This is a genomic window from Paenibacillus rhizoplanae, from assembly GCF_042684125.1.
Classification (GTDB): Bacteria; Bacillota; Bacilli; order Paenibacillales; family Paenibacillaceae; genus Paenibacillus_AQ; species Paenibacillus_AQ rhizoplanae.
Genome location: NZ_JBHUKY010000079.1, coordinates 33672 through 50759 on the forward strand (window position 1 = coordinate 33672; position 17088 = coordinate 50759).

Sequence of the window (17088 nt, forward strand, 5' to 3'; positions counted from 1 at the left end):
AGTGATTGCCCTCAGCACCGCTGCTTCCCAACCCTTGATAGAAATCCACAGTTTCTTACAGACGGGAATTTCTGAATACCGCTTAAGCCTGTGCGGCTACCAGCTCCTCAGCCTTTTTCAGGGCCTCACCCAGCTTGGAAGCATCCTTGCCACCAGCCTGTGCCATATCCGGACGTCCGCCGCCGCCGCCGCCGCAGACTGCAGCGATCTCCTTCACCAGCTTGCCGGCGTGGAAGCCCTTCTTCACCAGTTCCTGAGGTACGGCGACCACGAAGTTCACCTTGTCATCCATTGCAGCACCGAGCACCAGTATGGCCTCCGGGAGCTTGGACTTCAGTTCGTCCGCTGTCGAGCGCAAAGCATCAATATTGCCGGCCTGGACGGAGACCGCAAGAAGCTGTGTTCCTCCGCCTACTGTGATTACACTGCTGGTCAGCTCTGCTGCGAAGGTGGCGCTCAGCTTGGACTGGAGCGATTCATTCTCGCGGCCCAGCTCGCGGACCTGCGCATGCAGAGCTTCGATCCGCTTCGGCACATCGGTCAGCGACGATTTCAACAGGGCTGCCGATTGCTTCAGCAGGTCCAGCTGGCTCTCCGTGAACTGATAAGCGTAACGGCCAGTCACAGCTTCAATCCGGCGCACCCCGGAACCGATGCCGCTCTCGCTGAGCAGCTTGAAGATTCCGATCTGCGATGTATTAGACACATGGCATCCGCCGCACAGCTCCAGGCTGTAGTCGCCGACTTGAACGACACGGACGACATTGCCGTATTTCTCTCCGAAGAGGGCCATTGCCCCCATGGCTTTGGCTTCATCAATCGGCTTATTCTCGATCACTACAGGAAGGCCGCGCCAGATCTGAGCGTTCACACGCTGCTCGATATCGCTGAGCTCCTCTGGTGTGATGGCTCCAAAATGCGAGAAGTCAAACCGCAGGCGTGAGCCTTCTACTAAAGAGCCTGCCTGATTGACATGGCTGCCCAGCACTTCCTTCAGTGCTTTGTGCAGCAAGTGGGTTGCGGTGTGGTTCTTCACGATATCCTCACGCTCTGCCCGGTTCACTTCAGCACGGACGGTATCGCCCACTTTCAGCTCGCCTGCTTCAACCGTAACGAGGTGAACATGCTGGCCGTGCGGTGCTTTGAAGAGGCCATTCACCTTAGCGGTCACCGATCCGCCGGTCAGAACGCCGGTATCGCTGACTTGGCCGCCGCTCTTTGCATAGAACGGAGTCATTTCAAGAATGACCTGGCACTGCGCGCCTTCACTGACGACATCAACAAGTGCGCCGTCAATGACAATAGCCATTACTTTGGACTCTGCTACCGTGTCATTATATCCAACAAATTCACTTTTAACCGTCAGCTCGGCGAGTGCGCCGCCTTGAATTTTCATGCTGGCACTGTCCTGACGGGCAGCTCTGGCCCGGTCACGCTGCTCCTGCATCGCGGCATCGAAGCCGGCGCGGTCTACTGCAAGCCCCTGCTCGGACGCGAAGTCCTCGGTCAGGTCAAACGGGAAGCCATACGTGTCATAGAGCTTGAACGCATCCGCACCGGCAATGGTGCTCAGGCCGTCCGCTTTGGCTTTGGCGCTGATCTCCCCGAGGATCGCCAGACCATCGGACAGCGTTTCGTGGAAGCGTTCCTCTTCCAGACGGATGATTTTGGCGATATATTCACGGTTCTCGACCACGGAAGGATAATATACTCCCATAATCTCTCCAACGGTCTCGGTCAGCTCATGCAGGAACGGACGGTCCAGTCCCAGCGTCTTGCCGTAGCGCACGGCGCGGCGAAGCAGACGGCGGATAATATAGCCGCGTCCTTCATTGGAAGGAAGCACTCCGTCACCCACAGCGAACGTAACGGTACGCACATGGTCGGCAATGACTTTTAGCGCGATATCCTGTTCAACATTATCCTTGTAGGTTACACCGGCAAGCCCGGCGGTCTTCTGAATAATCGGCTGGAACAGATCGGTATCGAAGTTGGAATCCACATCCTGGAGAATGGAAGCGAAGCGCTCCAGGCCAGCGCCGGTATCAATATTCTTGTTGGGAAGCGGTGTATAGCTGCCGTCCTTATTATGGTTGAACTGCGAGAATACGAGGTTCCAGACCTCCAGCCAGCGCTCATTCTCGCCGCCCGGATACATCTCCGGATCACTCATATCACTGCCGTACGCTTCACCGCGGTCATAGAAAATCTCTGAGCACGGTCCGCACGGGCCCTCGCCGATATCCCAGAAGTTCTCGTCGCCCAGCTTGATGATGCGTTCTGCGGGCAGGCCGACCTTCTCATTCCACAGCTTGAACGCTTCTTCGTCCTCAGCATACACGGTAACGGAGATCCGGTCGCCATCGAAGCCGATCCACTCCTTGCCGGTAAGGAATTCCCAAGCCCAGGTAATGGCCTCCTCCTTGAAGTAATCGCCGATGGAGAAGTTCCCCAGCATCTCAAAGAACGTATGGTGACGGCGCGTCTTGCCCACGTTCTCAATATCATTGGTGCGGATACATTTCTGCGAATTGGTCAGGCGGGGATTCTCAGGAATCTCCCGGCCGTCGAAGTATGCCTTCAGCGGCGCCATGCCTGCATTAATCCACAGCAGCGAAGGGTCATTGTGCGGCACGAGCGAGGCGCTCGGCTCAATACGGTGACCTTTACTTTCAAAAAACTGCAGCCATTTGGAACGGATTTCACTTGCTTTCATCATGTACAGCTCCCGTCTCTTCATTAAATGCGGCACGCTGGCCGGATACGAAAATCAAAAACAAAAAACGCCCCTGAATGAAATTCAGGGACGATGATTATCGCGGTACCACCCTGGTTATCGCCTTGATCCGTGAATCACGGACAATTGCAGACGATCGCCTTGTGCGGCTGTTAACGGGTGCCCCCGGCGGGATTGTCCCCGCACTCCGAAATCAGCTTTCAGCCGGCCTGTCTCCCAGGTTCTCACACCCGATGCGAAAATCCGCAAAGGAACCTGTTCTCTGATGAAGCATTCTCCGGCGTACTTGTTTTCATCAACGCTTTGTCCGATTTGCTTTTTAACATTTCAAGTATAGCCAGCGGGTGGATATCTGTCAATCTTGTACCGAGAAATTCACTGAACATAAAAACACTAAGCTATTTAAGTCAAAATAAAGTAAGCTGATTAATGATAAATTTAAAATTTATGACTTCAAGCAATCACAGAAATAATAGGAGGCAACATGGAACTAACTATTGCTGATTTTACAGAATACCTTAAAGAGTATGAATTTTATTTAAGTGTTGAACGTAATTTATCTTTAAAATCGATTAAAGCTTATTTATCTGATTTAAATGGATTACATGCTTGGTACAACATTCATTCTTATGAACAAATTACAAAACAAGATTTAATTACATATTTAGAAGAACTGAACCTAAATAATATATTGAGTGATTCAACAATTAAAAGAAAATATATAACGATTAAAGCCTTTTTCAATTATCTTGTTCAAACTGAGAAAATATCAGTATCACCTGTTGCAACCTTTGGGAAGCATTTTAAAACAGCTAAACGAATCCCCAAAACACTATCTGTGACTGAGATTGAGCGTCTTCTAAACTCCCCTCAAGAGCACATGAAAGAATTATATACCCCCTTTAGAAAAATAATCTGTATAAGGAATAATGCAATTATTGAGTTGTTATATGTGATCGGAATCAGGATAGGAGAACTTGTTTCAATTAACTTAGAAGATATTGATTTAGAGGAGAATACGATTCTGATTTTTGGGAAAGGGCGTAAGGAACGTCTTCTATATATTTCAAGCGCAGAGGTAGTAAAAAAGATTAATTCTTGGCTCAGTCTTCGGGAAGAGCTAAACCCAAAATCAGACGCACTTTTCATCAATAAATATGGAGATCGACTTTCTATTTATTCTATAGAGGATATCTATGCCAAGTACAGAGATCTTGCAAATATCAGTAAAAAATCCACTCCTCACTACTTACGACATAGCTTTGCTACACATTTACTAAACAATGGGGCTGATCTTCGTTCTGTCCAAGAAATTCTGGGCCATACTAATGTCAGCACTACCCAAATCTACACAGAAGTTTCAGTAGAGCGAAAGAAGGAGGTCCTTAACAAATTCAATGCAAGAAATAATCTTAAATTATAGATAAGAACCTCCTAATAACTCAGAATTATTTGGAGGTTTTAAAATATGAGTGATTTAATATCCCTTATCCATGAGTTGTGGTTAAATTCAAAACAAATAAGTAAAAAGTACAATGTAGCACTAATTACCAATACACGTTCACAAACTAGAGAAATAAATGGTCAGCCGGTCAATTATTCTTTAAGTAATGAATTTTTTTCGGATGAAGAATACGATGAGGTATTTGAAGGTATTAAAAGAACTGGTTTTTTTGTCGAAACATTTTTTAATGAACCTGAATTTATCATGACTGTGCTTAGAGAGGCATACTACAAAAACAAAAGATTAGTTTATAATCTGGCAAGAAATGGTGAATATGTTGGCAAAAAATCGTTAATCCCATCTTTTTGCGACCTATTACACATTCCCTATACCGGAGCTGATGCGTTTGTTATTTCTCTTAGCAGAGCTAAATATACATATACTAAATTCTTAGAAAGCCACAATATTTTAGTACCAGATAGTTGGGTATTGTCGCCTACGGGATGGCTAGATAAAAGACCACCAGATGGAAAGAAAATTATCATTAAACCACTATATGAGTCCGCAAGTATCGGTTTAGGCTCTGAATCCATAATTGAGTTCAACTCAAAAAAAGCTCTCGAACTTCACGATTTATCCTATTCAAGTAACAAAAGTTTATTAATTCAAGAATTTATTGAAGGGTATGAATGTGAAGTTCCACTATTAATTTCAAGTACACCGTTTGCTTTTGAACCAGTTGGCATTTCAATAAATGATAAAAGATTATTAAATGAAGCAATAATAACTTTTGATCATTCTTATAATGATTCTTATGATTTTTACTCTTTAAACGAAGAGTTGCCAAAATCTATAATAGAAAAAACTAAAGAATCCGCCAAAATTATTTCTAATCTTGTTGGACTCAGAAATTATGGGAGAATCGATTTTCGAATTAATAACAATGGTATTCCTTACTTAATGGATATTGCTGCCTCTCCTTATACAACTAACCACAGTTCATTTTCTTTTGCATTTGCAAAATTGGGTTTCGAAACAAAGCATATTTATAGTTCAATTATTGCTTTAGCAACAAATGTGTAGGAATGTTCTAAAGTGACGAGAATTGTAAATCGGAAAATAGAAATAATCTACAATAAAAATTACAAGCCGCCTCTTTAGGAGATGATTGCTCATAAATCCATTGATCAAGGGCAACTGGGTCAAGATCTAATTTCTTATTAATCAGGTTTTCTAAAGCGAAAATTCGGTTTGTAATTTGTTGTTTTATTTTTTTATGGAATTCTGGAACACTTTGTTTTAAATCAACCAAATACTGCTTTGAAGTTTCCCAATTTTTATTTAGTATTTCAACAACTAAATATATATTTTTAATGTAATATTCATAAAAAGCATCCTCATTTGCTATAAGTATATTTTTCTTTAAATCGTCTACTACTTTATAGCAATTCTTGAAATCTTGCTTCAACAGAAAAATATTAGCGAGATTGAGCATTATTATAGCATCCTTCTCAGATGGTTTGTTAGATATTTGAGTTTTTAATTTGGCTATCGTTTCATCTACAATAGGGTTTTTAATTTCAAAATCTTCTCTTCTCATCTGTGATAAAAATTCAGTTAAATAAAGGTTGTTATATACCTTTTCTTTGGAAGGGTAATTGATGTATTTGTGATCGTTTATTAAACTTAGGCATCCATCTAAATGAGCTATAGCCATATCAAATTTACCTAAAACCATTAATATTCCAGCATAATTACAAAGTGAAAAATAATATTGAAGATAGTCCGATGACTGTTCGAAATAATTAACAGCATCTTCCATTGCAACTTTAGACATTGCCGGAGATTTATACAAAAAAGCTTTTCTTTGAATTGTTTTACCTAAATATTCAAAAAACTTATTATTCTGATTATTACTTATAAAAGCAAGCAACTTTAAAGCCGTTTGTTCTGTTTTATCGAAATGGCCCAATTTGTTTGAATATGTTGAAAACAGGGCAAATGAACAAATTGCCCATTCTTCTTTTTCATTCAGTTCAAGTTCATTAAGTAAAAACTCCAATCTATAAACATGGGATTTGATACGTTCAGTATTCATATCTAGCATAAGTGATACAAGAAGCTCCATACGAGCAACTTCTGACTTAAGTAATAAAGAACCAGTATCAGAAATGACTTTTAGTTTTTCATAAGCATTAGAATAGTCTTCCTCCAAATAGGCTTGACAAGCCTCTATCATATTATTGAAGGTACTCAGATAGACTTGCATATTATAGTTATCACTATTCTTTATCGTCTTTTCAAGTGTTTTTTTAATATAATCACACTCTCCAGGTTGAGATGCTACAAAAATATTCCGACAATAAGCTAATATAAAAAGTCCTACTATTTCCTGAACATGTATGCCTTCAACATCACCTAATGACAAGTGAACAGCACGTGTTAAGTAGTCCTCAGGTTTGTTTTCTTTTAAAAAATTGTAATATTGCAAATGGAATCTTGAATGTGTTCCGTGTAGCTTCATATAAAAAAAATTCTGAATAAAACTGTTTGAAAAAACATACTGTTTACCTTTTTTTAAGAATAAATTTTCACAACAATTGGTTAATATTTCGTCTATATTACTTTTACCTTTACATAAAAATCCAATTTCATTTATGCCAAAATCTCCAGTGATAATTGAAGAAGCTTTTAATATATCAGAATAATCTAACTTTTTATCACCTAACAGATCTAATCTATACTCAAGTAAAATTTTCAAGTCCAAATTTGCTTGATCTGAGGAAAGATTAGTTGATTTATTTAAATAGAGCCCTTCAACAACAATTTTAATAAAATCAATATTTGCACCACTTAGAGACATAATAGTTTCAAGATCATGTCCAGATAATGATAACTTGTACCCTAATTTTTTAAGTAGATCACCTATTTCATCTGATTTAGGCAATTCTAAATAAATATTTAAACCTTCCGTAAACATCATTTTTGAATTTAAGTAACTGCTTTGTTTTTCCTCATCGTCTGTTACTACAACTATCTTTACCTTTTTATTTTTAAGATTTTTTTGGGAATATCTTAACGCTTCGAGAAATGATTGAGATGATTTGTCCCAAAAGTGATAGCTATCTGCAATTATTAATATATTTTCTTCAGCTAAATGCGCTATTTTCTTTGCAAAAAAATTGATTTTTGAGTCGAATATCTCCTTCTTTTTAAAGGAATTTGATATTCCTATATTTATAAAGACAAAAATTTTAAACCCAAAATTAAAACCAATATTATTATGTTCAAAATAAGGATTGTTGACTTCTTCCGCTAATGTAATTGTTGAGTAAGGATCATTTAGTCCTCGCTTTCCTTCAATGTAGAAAGCAGCCCAGTTCTCATACTTATCGCGTATTTCTTTTAAGTAACTTTTTATTATCTCAGTTTTCCCGCCACCTAAGGGTCCATGTAAATGAACTATACTTATTTTAGGATTTTCCATTCCATTTATAATTTCCTTCTTAATCTCCAACTGCTTACTGGATAAGGTCACTTAGATTAAACCTCCAAATAATTCTGAGTTATTAGGATGTGTTTTTTTATAATCCATCCACTTTTTGTTTCATTAATAGGATATTCGACTTTCTTCATAATTCTCCTTTAATCTACCATTTCTTTCACAGATCTTTCACGAACGACATAATTAGTCAGCATTCTCCATTCATATCGTGTATTTGACCTACACGCACGGTTTCTGCCGATCATTCTGGCATTCTTACAAGGAAATAGTATTTACAGCGCTTACACACAGGCGTATAATTTAGTTATTCATAGCGTCGAGACGTAGCTCAGCTTGGTAGAGCGCTTGCTTCGGGAGTAAGAGGCCGCAGGTTCGAATCCTGTCGTCTCGACCATATCTAACATGATCTAATTAAGATTCGCGGCTTTGGGACCGCGATTTTTTGGCGTTTCATCCCCCTATTCTAATCAGACGACTACCTCCGCCCCACCCACAGCCGTCTTCTCAGCTCCATCTCCTCATAGATACGCTCCAGCGGCAAATGTATGGACTGGCCCGTAATATTAACAGGTGTGCCGGCGAGACGGAGGTTGATCGCCATCAGCCACCGCTTTAGTCCACGTTGTCGGGACAGGTAGGCTTTGGGATCAGCGAGGAAGATGCGGCGCAGCAGCATGATAAGATAGACAATGGCCGCCAGGCCAAACAGCACGGTGCAGGAAATTCCCAGCGTCCGCAGAAGGATGGCAAGATCCGTCGTAACCTCCCCGGATATTTTTAGCAGCCAGATCCCCAATACCACAAAAAGCAATGATCCTGCTAGCCGCGCTATCTTCGTATTCTAGGCAGGAACGCCGCCGGAATTAACGCCAGGATCGAGAAGGCAATCGTCCACATAAACGTATGATCGAAGGCAACGGCCACTGCGGCCGGGTCAGGAGTCAGGACGGAATTCAACTCATTTTGTAAAATAATTGCGATAACCGATACGCCGAAGGCGCCGCCAATCTGCTGCATAATACGGGTGGTGCTGCTGGCGTGCGGGATTTGCTTCGAGGACAGACCGATATAGGCAGAAGCCATAACCGGCAGAAAAACAGCTCCTAATCCAGCCCCCCTCACGATAAGAACCGCACTCAGAAAATAGTAACTCGTATCTGCGCCAAGCTGCGTCAGCGGCCAAGTGCCAAGGATGGTAAGGACCGTGCCGACGAGAACCACGGGTCTCGATCCGATCTGATCCGTCAATTTGCCGGCCAGTGATCTGGTCAGCAGCATGCCGATGCCTTGGGGAACGAGCAGCAGTCCGGAGATAAGCACAGATTCACCGCGGACTTGCTGGAGATATAACGGCAGCAGCAGCATTGCCCCGTAGGTGGTCAAACCGGATAGAAACAGCAATGTAGAGGACACTGTTAAGGAACGTACCCGGAACAGCATGACATCGATCAATGCTTCGCTTCCTTTGCGGAGAGCATACACCACGAATACTGCTAATAGCGCCACACCTGCTATAACGGGAACAAGAACCGCAGCATGACCGAAGCCGTGGTGGGAGCTGACTTCTCCAAGACCGTACAGGGTAAGCACGATAGCCGGAGACAGCAATAACAGTCCAGGCACATCCAGCCGCAGCGTGCGAGCATTGCGCACATCCTTGGGAAGTCCCTTCCACGCCACAATAATGGCAGCCACGCAAAGCGGAATATTGACGAAGAAGATCCATCTCCAGCTCAGATGATTGACGATTATTCCTCCCAGCACCGGTCCCAGAATCGGCCCAAGCAGCGCTGGCAGAGCAATGGTCGCCATTCTTTTGCCCATATTCTGACCTCCATAAGCACGTACGGCCAAGGTCTGCATGATAGGCATCAGCAAGCCCCCGCCGATCCCCTGAAGGGTACGGAAAAGAATCAGGCTCTCCACATTCCATGCCATGCTGCACAGTACAGAGCCGAGCAAAAACATCTCCAGCGAAAACAGCCACATCCTCCTTCCCCCAAACCGCTCCACTGCCCAGCCGCTTATCGGTATAACCATCGCGAGCGACAGCAGATATCCCGTCATTACCCACTGAATCGTGGACACGGAGGTGTTAAATTCCCGGACCAGCGTATCAATCGCCACATTGGTTATCGTCGTATCGAATAGCGGAGCCAGAATACCAAGCATAAGAATCCACATCAAATTCTTCGCTGCTGCCTGCTGTTCAGCCGGTTCAAGTGCGGGTTTAGCTTGCTTTTGCAAGTTCATCATCTCCCTTAGGTTGTCAAATAAGAAACTTTAAGTTTCTTATTTGAGCCTATGATATACTATCCAAATAGGAAACGCAACGAAATTCTCCAGTGGAGGTTGAGATAGATATGCCCACTTCTCAAGAACAGGATCAATTGAAGAACAGACGCAGAGGCAAGGAGCTGGAAGCCGCTATCCTGCAAGCTGTACGGGAAGAGTTGACAGAGCAGGGATATTCCAATCTTACGGTGGACAGTGTGGCCGAGCGGGCGGGAACAAGCAAAGCCGTACTCTACCGCCGGTGGGCCAACCGCGCTGAGCTTGTGCTTGCTGCCATCCGGGACCGTGTGCCCCTGCCGCTGGAGGAAGTGCCTGATCACGGGAATTTGAGGGATGATGTATGCGGGGTGCTGCGGGCTATGAACCAGAATAATATACAAGCAATGTTGAATGCTTTCTACGGGCTTGTAGCAGAAATGGGCGATATGCCGCTTGCCTCCTATATTTTCCCCCATGGGCGTCAAAACAGGACCATGTCGATTTTGCTAGAGCGGGCTGTTGAGCGGGGAGAAGTATCTGCCGAAGCCGTGACTCCCCGAATGCTCACTTTGCCGTCCGATCTGGCCCGCCATGAGCTGATGCTGTATAACGCACCCATGTCGGAGGAGACGATCGCCAATATTGTGGACGAGGTGTACCTTCCGCTGGTGTTGAAACGGTAATTCTTCATTCCCGTCCATAAGCTTTACGGCTTAAGTCATTCGCCCTTAATTTCTTTGCTGTGGGGCTAATGTTGCATATATTGCAACTCGGCATCTAGGATATGGGGATTCCCGGGAGATTGTTGCAGGAATTGCAGGATTATCTTCTTTAAGCCGCTTCAAGACAGGATATTCCTGCTTTTTGTACAACAATACGAGTAATCGTTGATTTAATGTGAGAGGAATGTTGTAGTTTAAGCAGGATTTTGAATCGGAATTATAAGTTGGAGTTGGAGGAGCAGCACGATAATCCGGCTGCAACCACAAACAGCCAGCCACCGGCAATCTGCCCGGCGGCTGGCTGTTTCTCTATCTTATTAGAAGTATTAGAAGTAACTTTACAGCTTCCAGATCCGGTACAGAATCACCGCTGCTTCTGCACGGGAAAGGGTATCTCCCGGAGCAAGCTTATTGTTCTTACCGTTCACTACGCCGTATTTCAGCAGGGCGGATACGCTGTCCTTGGCATAGGCGGAGATTTGACCGGCATCGGTGTAAGATGCTATCGATCCGCTGCCTTCAGCCGAGATACCGGCCGCCTTCAGGGCGCGCGCCGCAAGCACCATCATCTCCTGGCGGGTGATGACGCCCGCTGGCTTGAAGGTATTATCCGCATAGCCTGTGACGATACCGAGCTGCTTCGCGGCCGCAAGCTCCTTGCTATAGGCTGCGTTGCTCTGGACATCGCTGAAGCCTGCACCTGCTTCAGCAGCAGCCTTAAGCTCCAGCACCTTCACCAGCGAGGCTGTGAAGTCTGCTCTGTTCATAGGAGCGGCAGGCATGAAGCTGTTACCGCCCGGAAGGATATCGCGCGCAGCCATGGCAGCAGCTGCCTGCTTCGCCCATGACAGGCTGCCGAGATCTGTAAAAGCCGGCGGAGCGAAGGCTGCAGCAAATGTGCCGAACTCCGGAGTACGGAACACCAGAGCTTCCTTCGCCGCATCGTAACGGCTGTTCACTATAGCAGACAACGCGCCGTTGCCGGTGAGCGAACGGACTAGCAGGGACTCCAGGCTGCCGAGTTCTTCCGCTGACGCTTTGTAAGGAATAGAGACGGTCATCGCGCTGGTGCCAGACAAGGCTACCTTCTGCCCGCCTGCGAGCAGACTCAGCTCCACCACCGGACGGCTGCCGGTCTGCTGGAGAGCAGCGGCATTCAGGCCTTCGGCTGTGGATTGCTTGACACGGATGCTGACATATTCAGCAGTTGCTGTAATCCCTGCGAGCTGCTCACTTGGAATGGACAGCGTAGCAAGGCCGTTCTTGAGAACAAGCAGGTACTTCTCCTGCGTCTTCAGGCCTTGAAGCGGCAGCTGGGCTTCATAGGAGGCCACGCCGGTCTGGTTCGCCAGATCGATGATGATCTGCTTCCGCCCGTCTGCTGCCGGGGCCGCCTGCTTCAAGGCTTGCTGCCACAGCTCAGCCGTAACTACGGCCTTCGCCTCTGTGCCTTCGGCCTTCACGACAGGTCTAAGCGTCACCACACCATCCTTGCTGTCCATCTGCGCAGGCTTAGGCGCAGGCGTGCTGCTGCTGTAGCTGGTGCCGCCGGATACTGGTGCCGGTGTGGCTGTTGGTTCCGGCGTTGGGGTCGGCTTCGTCGGCGGTTCAGCGCCGTCTTTGGCCTTAAGCGTCAGCACGCCGAAGACGGAGGTGTCCTGATAGCCGTTGCCGGTGGTATCATTCCAGGCGGACACACTTTGCCGGACGCCGCTCTTGGCATCGTTAATCTGAGTGTCGAAGCCGACCTTGGTGCCGCCGGCTGGCGTGATTTTTTTGAACGGAATCTTCATTTCAAGCGTATAGTTAGTTCCGGTTATCTTGGTTGCCGACTCGAAGCCTGCACCAATGGCTGCCGGACTGAAGGAGGCTTCATTGTCGTAATTGACCCGGTATTGTCCGTCATCGCTCTCATAGAAGGTCGTGCGGCCGAAATTCTCATCCAGGAAAATCTCGACAGAATCCTGCTCCCATGCGTTAGCATTACTCTTGTCCAGTTGAGCGTCATTCACTTGGACCATCACATACAGATTCTGGTCATCCCACAGGGTACGCGTGGTTCCGCTTGCGCCCTGCCAGGCCATCTGGTAGCGGTTCACAGCCATCCCGGGCGCAGAGGCCCAGATTCCATCCGCTGCTCCGTCAATAACCGGCGTGCCGTAGACCGCCTCTGACACGTTGGCTTCCGCCGTATTCGGCTCATGCTCGGACATGAACTTGACCGGATCAATAACCGCGTAGTAAGCCGGCTTCGCCTGCAAATCCCTGTCGAACAGCAGCGGGCTTGACTCCGCTCTCCAGCTTGTGCGGTCATCCATGCCCCAGAAGGTTACCCGCGCGATATGGTCGGCATGGGCCTTGTAGAGATCCATCAGCCTCGCATACAGATAGCCTTGAGCAATCCGTTCCTTCTCTGTCTGCGTATTCAGGCTGCCGGCCTGAATATCCAGCTCGGTAATACTGACCTCTACGCCAAGGGAGATGAACTTCTCCAGCGACAGCTTGACGTTATCTGGATTCGTATTGATATTGTAGTGCGCCTGCATCCCCACACCATCAATCAGCAGCTTGCCGGGATGGGTCAACGCGTACTTGTCATTCAGTTCCTTGACCATACTGTAGATGGCCTGGGCCTTGTTCTGGTTATCGTCATTGTAATCATTGTAATACAGCTTGATATCCCATTCCGGATGCTGGTCCAGCACTTCTCTGGCCGCCAGGAACGCCTGCTCCAGATAGTCCGGGCCGATGGCATCATACCACGGAGCTTTACGCAGCGCCGCTTGCCAGTCGGAGGGATTGGACGGGTTATCATTCATCGCCTCGTTGACTACATCCCAGGAGATCACACGGTCTCCGAAATGCTCCATGACTCCCTTGATGTGTGTTCTAAGGTTAGCGAGTGCTTCATCACGCCCCAGAGGGACGGTTTTGCCCGCTGCATCCGTTGACAGATTCATCCATGCGGGAGACTGCTGATACCAGACCAGCACATGCCCATGCATCTTCATGCCTTCGGCAAGTACCTTGTTTACCATCGCATCGGCCGCTGTAAAAGTGAAGTTACCCTTGGTCGGCTGCAGCGCATCCGGCTTCATCGCATTGCCTGCGGTAGCGACATTGTGATGCATGTTCAGCAGGTCCAGCCGCACACCTTCCAGATCCTCGGCGGATAACGCGTTGCCGATCAGGAAGTCATTTTGATAGGCTGCTTTTAGCGGAATCAGATCTCTCTGAATATCCACCGGTGCGGTACCGGTATGCTCGAAATTAATATCATCGATGTAAAAGGAAGCGGTTGCATTATTGGAACTTTCAATGTACAGGGTCAGATGTTCGCCGCCGACGCTGTTATAGCGGTAGCTGCCCTCATATTTCACCCAGCCGTCAGCCGTACTGATCGTCTTGGGAGACAGCGTCACATAACTCGCACCTGAATCATTGCCCACCTGCGTGGACAGCTGGAGCTGCGCGCTCGCCGGTTCGATCAGCTTCACCCAGGCAGACAGGGTATATTCGCTGCCCTTGTCCACGTACTTCTCCACACGCAGGGAAGGCCCGTGCCAGGTGTTGGTTCTGCCCTCGACCTTCAGGGAATACGAACCGCCCTCGGTATGATTCGCTTCATTCGTTACGGTCAGCGTCTCGGTTCCGGCTCTGCCGGTGAAGCCGCCCTCTTGCTGATCTTCAAAAGTAACCTTACTGAACGGCAAAGCCGGTTCACGCACAGGCTCTTCCCCACCGCCCGGAGTGGACTCTGTCGTTATCAGAAGATCGCCAAGGTAGAAGGGAACTGTGGCTCCAGGACCGTTGGAGTTGATGCGCAAGGAGTGGTCCTGCTTGTCAGGGTCCGTGGCACTCGTGTCCACAGTAAATGTCTTCGTCAGTGTGACCGATTGCCCTGCCACATAGGGTGTTGCTGCATAATTTCCGTAGCTGTTCACTGTCTGCAGCGCTGCCTCTGCTCCCTCTGGGAGCGTCACCTTCGCGTCAACGTAGACAACGGCCGTTACGGTGTACGTTTTTCCATGCTGGAGGCCAAGATCGGTGAACTTGAAATCAACCCCATCCCAGTTATCCTTGCGGTTGTTTACGTATAATGCTGCACCATCGGCATTCCCTGCAAAAGGTACCTCCTTCACCGCGCTCAGGCTGGCTCCCCCAGACTGGCTAGTCTTGCCTGCACCATTCGCAAACGTCTCGTGATATACCGTGGTCTGTGCCTCGGCTGCCTGAGCAGCCGGAAGATACCCGCCTGCCGGAAGAAGCAGAAGGGCTGCCAGCAGCACCAGGGAGACTTGCTTGATTATTCTCTTCATGCGTTGCACTCCTCTGTATGAATTTGGGTTTCAATGAGTTAAGCGCTTACAGCTAATGTGGAAGCCTCCCCCTTCACCACCCAAATCGTAGCATACGGACCAAAGTGCGTCTTACCTGAAACTAAAGGTTGTACCGTGCTTTTTATAGTCTTTTTCAGCGGGGGTGGTGAGATTAAGCTAAATCAAAGAAGACCCCTGTATCAGGGATCTCCTCGTTGTCATCCTATGCTAGATCAGCTTGTGCGCATACCACTTCTTGCCCCGGAAGCGCCACAGGAATACAGCTCCGCGGACCGCCCACTCGCAGTTCATCGCCAGCCATACCCCCAGCACCCCGTAGCCCAGTACAATCCCGAGAATATAGCCAAAAATCACCCGGAACAGCCACATGGTCAGCATTGAAGCAATTGAGGTGAAACGGGAATCTCCCGCTGCCCGCAGGGCAGACGGCAGAATGAAGCTGAAGGCCCAGAGCGGAATCTGGGCGATCGCATTCACCAGCAGCACCACGAACAGATCATCGATAATCTCCGGCGGCGGGGAGAAAATCGACACCAGCGGATGGAACAGCGGCATCAGGATCAAGGCCACCAAGGCGTAAGAGGCGGAACCGATCCACAGGAAGGATTTGATGAATTTTCGGGCATCCGCCACATCCCCCCGTCCGATACACTGGCCAACCACGGTCACAATCGTCAGCGACAGTGCACTGGCCGGAATTTGAAAGACCATTGCCAGCGATCCGGCAATCGCATTGGTGGCGATGGCATACGTGCCCAGACTGACAATGAAGATCTGCGTCAGCAGCTTGCCGCCGTTGAAGAACATCTGCTCTGCGGCGAAGGGTACGCCGATGAACATGATTTTGCGCAGCATCGTAATCGGAACATGGAACAGGTCGCGGAGCTGCACACGCAGCACCGAATCGAACTTGAATAGATAGATCAAAGCACAGGCCATCCCCACATAACGCGCAATATTGACCGCAAGTGTCATGCCCAGCACACCCATGTCCAGCAGGTTAATAAAGACAACGTTGAGGATAACGTACAGCACGTTCATAATCAGCGACAGCATCAGCGAAGCCCGCGTCCGGCCCACGCCCCGCAGTGCACCGCATACGGCCTGAACCACGGCAATCCCCAGATATGAGATGCTGCTGCCGATCATATAGACCCGCGCATTGTCCAGCACATCGGCGGAGGCCGTCCCGAACAGCAAATTCAGAATTGGCGTATGGAAGGACATGAGCAGCAGACCAATTCCCACTGCAAGCAGCGAGACCGAGGTAACCGAACCGGCCGTAGCCTGGGAGACCATGCGGTCATTCCCGCTTCCTTTATACTGCGCAACCACCACCGTCCCCCCGGTCGCAATCGCCACAAATACATTGATCAGAAAAATATTCAGGGAATCCACCATATTCACCGCGCTGACCGCCGCCATCCCTGACGAGCTGATCATCGCAGTGTTGACCAGATTCAGCCCGATAATGAAGGCCTGGTCAATGAGAATAGGCAGAAACAGGGCGATAATTTGCCGGTAATCCATGCTGTCTCCGGACAGATATTTTTCCAGCCATTTCTTGGCCGGTTGACGAGCTTGAAGCTGCATACATTGATCACATTCTTTTCTGTAGAATAATTGCAGGCATACAATACATTCCTTCCAGTTTACTACAGATTCCACTCCAAGTCTGTGTTAAGTGTGGATTTCGTTCAGATTACCGGATAACATTCCCTGCTCCCTAAGTAAATTCCTGGGTCCTGCCGAAATATAGAATGAGAGTATTTACTTACGGAAGGAGGAGCCTATTATGAATAACGAGATCGTCAAAAGTCTGATCCAGCAGGTGACGGAAGATGTGTTATCCGAGAACCAAGCTGCCTTGGAGCAGAGTGGAAACAGCCAGGCCAGCATTCAATTAGCCGTACAATTGTCCGCCGTTACCACCCTTAAGATCCTTGAAAAGCTGGAGCTGATCGATAAGGATTAACCGCACAGTCTGCCTGTGCTACATACCCGTAAGGCACTCCGCGCAAAAAAACCGCAGGAAGCGAATTTCCGCCTGCGGTTTTTTTGCGCGC

The 17088-nt window shown here is 47.6% G+C and carries 10 protein-coding genes and 1 tRNA gene; 5 read left to right on the forward strand and 6 right to left on the reverse strand.

Annotation, left to right across the window (positions count from 1 at the left end; translation table 11 throughout):
• Positions 1–82: 82 nt before the first annotated feature.
• Positions 83–2716 (reverse strand): alanine--tRNA ligase, encoded by a 2634-nt coding sequence (gene alaS, locus ACFSX3_RS29835; RefSeq protein ID WP_209994186.1) that lies wholly within the window; start codon positions 2714–2716, stop codon positions 83–85.
• A 505-nt stretch (positions 2717–3221) separates the two neighbouring features.
• On the opposite strand from alaS, the gene ACFSX3_RS29840 reads away from it, so the two are divergent.
• Positions 3222–4160 (forward strand): tyrosine-type recombinase/integrase, encoded by a 939-nt coding sequence (locus tag ACFSX3_RS29840; protein WP_209994159.1) that lies wholly within the window; start codon positions 3222–3224, stop codon positions 4158–4160.
• Between the two features lie 45 nt (positions 4161–4205).
• Complete coding sequence (locus ACFSX3_RS29845) at positions 4206–5264, forward strand: ATP-grasp domain-containing protein (protein WP_209994158.1); 1059 nt, start codon at positions 4206–4208, stop codon at positions 5262–5264.
• 7 nt (positions 5265–5271) lie between these two features.
• Here the strand turns inward: ACFSX3_RS29845 and ACFSX3_RS29850 are convergent, their stop codons facing one another.
• Positions 5272–7719 carry a hypothetical protein gene (locus ACFSX3_RS29850; RefSeq protein ID WP_209994157.1) on the reverse strand — a complete coding sequence of 816 codons (2448 nt, stop codon included), beginning with the start codon at positions 7717–7719 and terminating at the stop codon, positions 5272–5274.
• A gap of 284 nt (positions 7720–8003) precedes the next feature.
• Between ACFSX3_RS29850 and ACFSX3_RS29855 the strand changes: the two genes are divergently transcribed.
• Positions 8004–8080, forward strand: a tRNA-Pro gene (locus ACFSX3_RS29855).
• A gap of 81 nt (positions 8081–8161) precedes the next feature.
• Here ACFSX3_RS29855 and ACFSX3_RS29860 read toward each other — a convergent pair.
• Both ACFSX3_RS29860 and ACFSX3_RS29865 read right to left on the reverse strand, forming a co-directional pair.
• The gene (locus tag ACFSX3_RS29860; RefSeq protein WP_379313638.1) at positions 8162–8488 is read right to left on the reverse strand and encodes a hypothetical protein; all 327 of its coding nucleotides are present in this window, start codon (positions 8486–8488) and stop codon (positions 8162–8164) included.
• A 26-nt stretch (positions 8489–8514) separates the two neighbouring features.
• Positions 8515–9939, reverse strand: coding sequence for an MDR family MFS transporter (locus tag ACFSX3_RS29865; RefSeq protein ID WP_209994185.1), 1425 nt, complete (start codon positions 9937–9939; stop codon positions 8515–8517).
• 110 nt (positions 9940–10049) lie between these two features.
• On the opposite strand from ACFSX3_RS29865, the gene ACFSX3_RS29870 reads away from it, so the two are divergent.
• On the forward strand, positions 10050–10643 hold the full coding sequence (locus ACFSX3_RS29870; protein ID WP_209994155.1) for a TetR/AcrR family transcriptional regulator: 594 nt from the start codon (positions 10050–10052) through the stop codon (positions 10641–10643).
• A 377-nt stretch (positions 10644–11020) separates the two neighbouring features.
• Here the strand turns inward: ACFSX3_RS29870 and ACFSX3_RS29875 are convergent, their stop codons facing one another.
• The gene (locus ACFSX3_RS29875) at positions 11021–15001 is read right to left on the reverse strand and encodes an endo-1,4-beta-xylanase (protein ID WP_209994154.1); all 3981 of its coding nucleotides are present in this window, start codon (positions 14999–15001) and stop codon (positions 11021–11023) included.
• Between the two features lie 228 nt (positions 15002–15229).
• On the reverse strand, positions 15230–16615 hold the full coding sequence (locus tag ACFSX3_RS29880; RefSeq protein ID WP_209994153.1) for an MATE family efflux transporter: 1386 nt from the start codon (positions 16613–16615) through the stop codon (positions 15230–15232).
• Positions 16616–16817: 202 nt separating this feature from the next.
• On the opposite strand from ACFSX3_RS29880, the gene ACFSX3_RS29885 reads away from it, so the two are divergent.
• The gene (locus ACFSX3_RS29885; RefSeq protein ID WP_209994152.1) at positions 16818–16997 is read left to right on the forward strand and encodes a hypothetical protein; all 180 of its coding nucleotides are present in this window, start codon (positions 16818–16820) and stop codon (positions 16995–16997) included.
• Positions 16998–17088: the final 91 nt, after the last annotated feature.

What these genes read in the sequence shown, in the direction of transcription:
- alaS (WP_209994186.1), bottom strand. Translation starts at nt 2,716, where the DNA reads ATGAAAGCAAGTGAAATCCGTTCCAAATGGCTGCAGTTTTTTGAAAGT.
- ACFSX3_RS29840 (WP_209994159.1), top strand. Translation starts at nt 3,222, where the DNA reads ATGGAACTAACTATTGCTGATTTTACAGAATACCTTAAAGAGTATGAA.
- ACFSX3_RS29845 (WP_209994158.1), top strand. Translation starts at nt 4,206, where the DNA reads ATGAGTGATTTAATATCCCTTATCCATGAGTTGTGGTTAAATTCAAAA.
- ACFSX3_RS29865 (WP_209994185.1), bottom strand. Translation starts at nt 9,939, where the DNA reads ATGAACTTGCAAAAGCAAGCTAAACCCGCACTTGAACCGGCTGAACAG.
- ACFSX3_RS29870 (WP_209994155.1), top strand. Translation starts at nt 10,050, where the DNA reads ATGCCCACTTCTCAAGAACAGGATCAATTGAAGAACAGACGCAGAGGC.
- ACFSX3_RS29875 (WP_209994154.1), bottom strand. Translation starts at nt 15,001, where the DNA reads ATGAAGAGAATAATCAAGCAAGTCTCCCTGGTGCTGCTGGCAGCCCTT.
- ACFSX3_RS29880 (WP_209994153.1), bottom strand. Translation starts at nt 16,615, where the DNA reads ATGCAGCTTCAAGCTCGTCAACCGGCCAAGAAATGGCTGGAAAAATAT.
- ACFSX3_RS29885 (WP_209994152.1), top strand. Translation starts at nt 16,818, where the DNA reads ATGAATAACGAGATCGTCAAAAGTCTGATCCAGCAGGTGACGGAAGAT.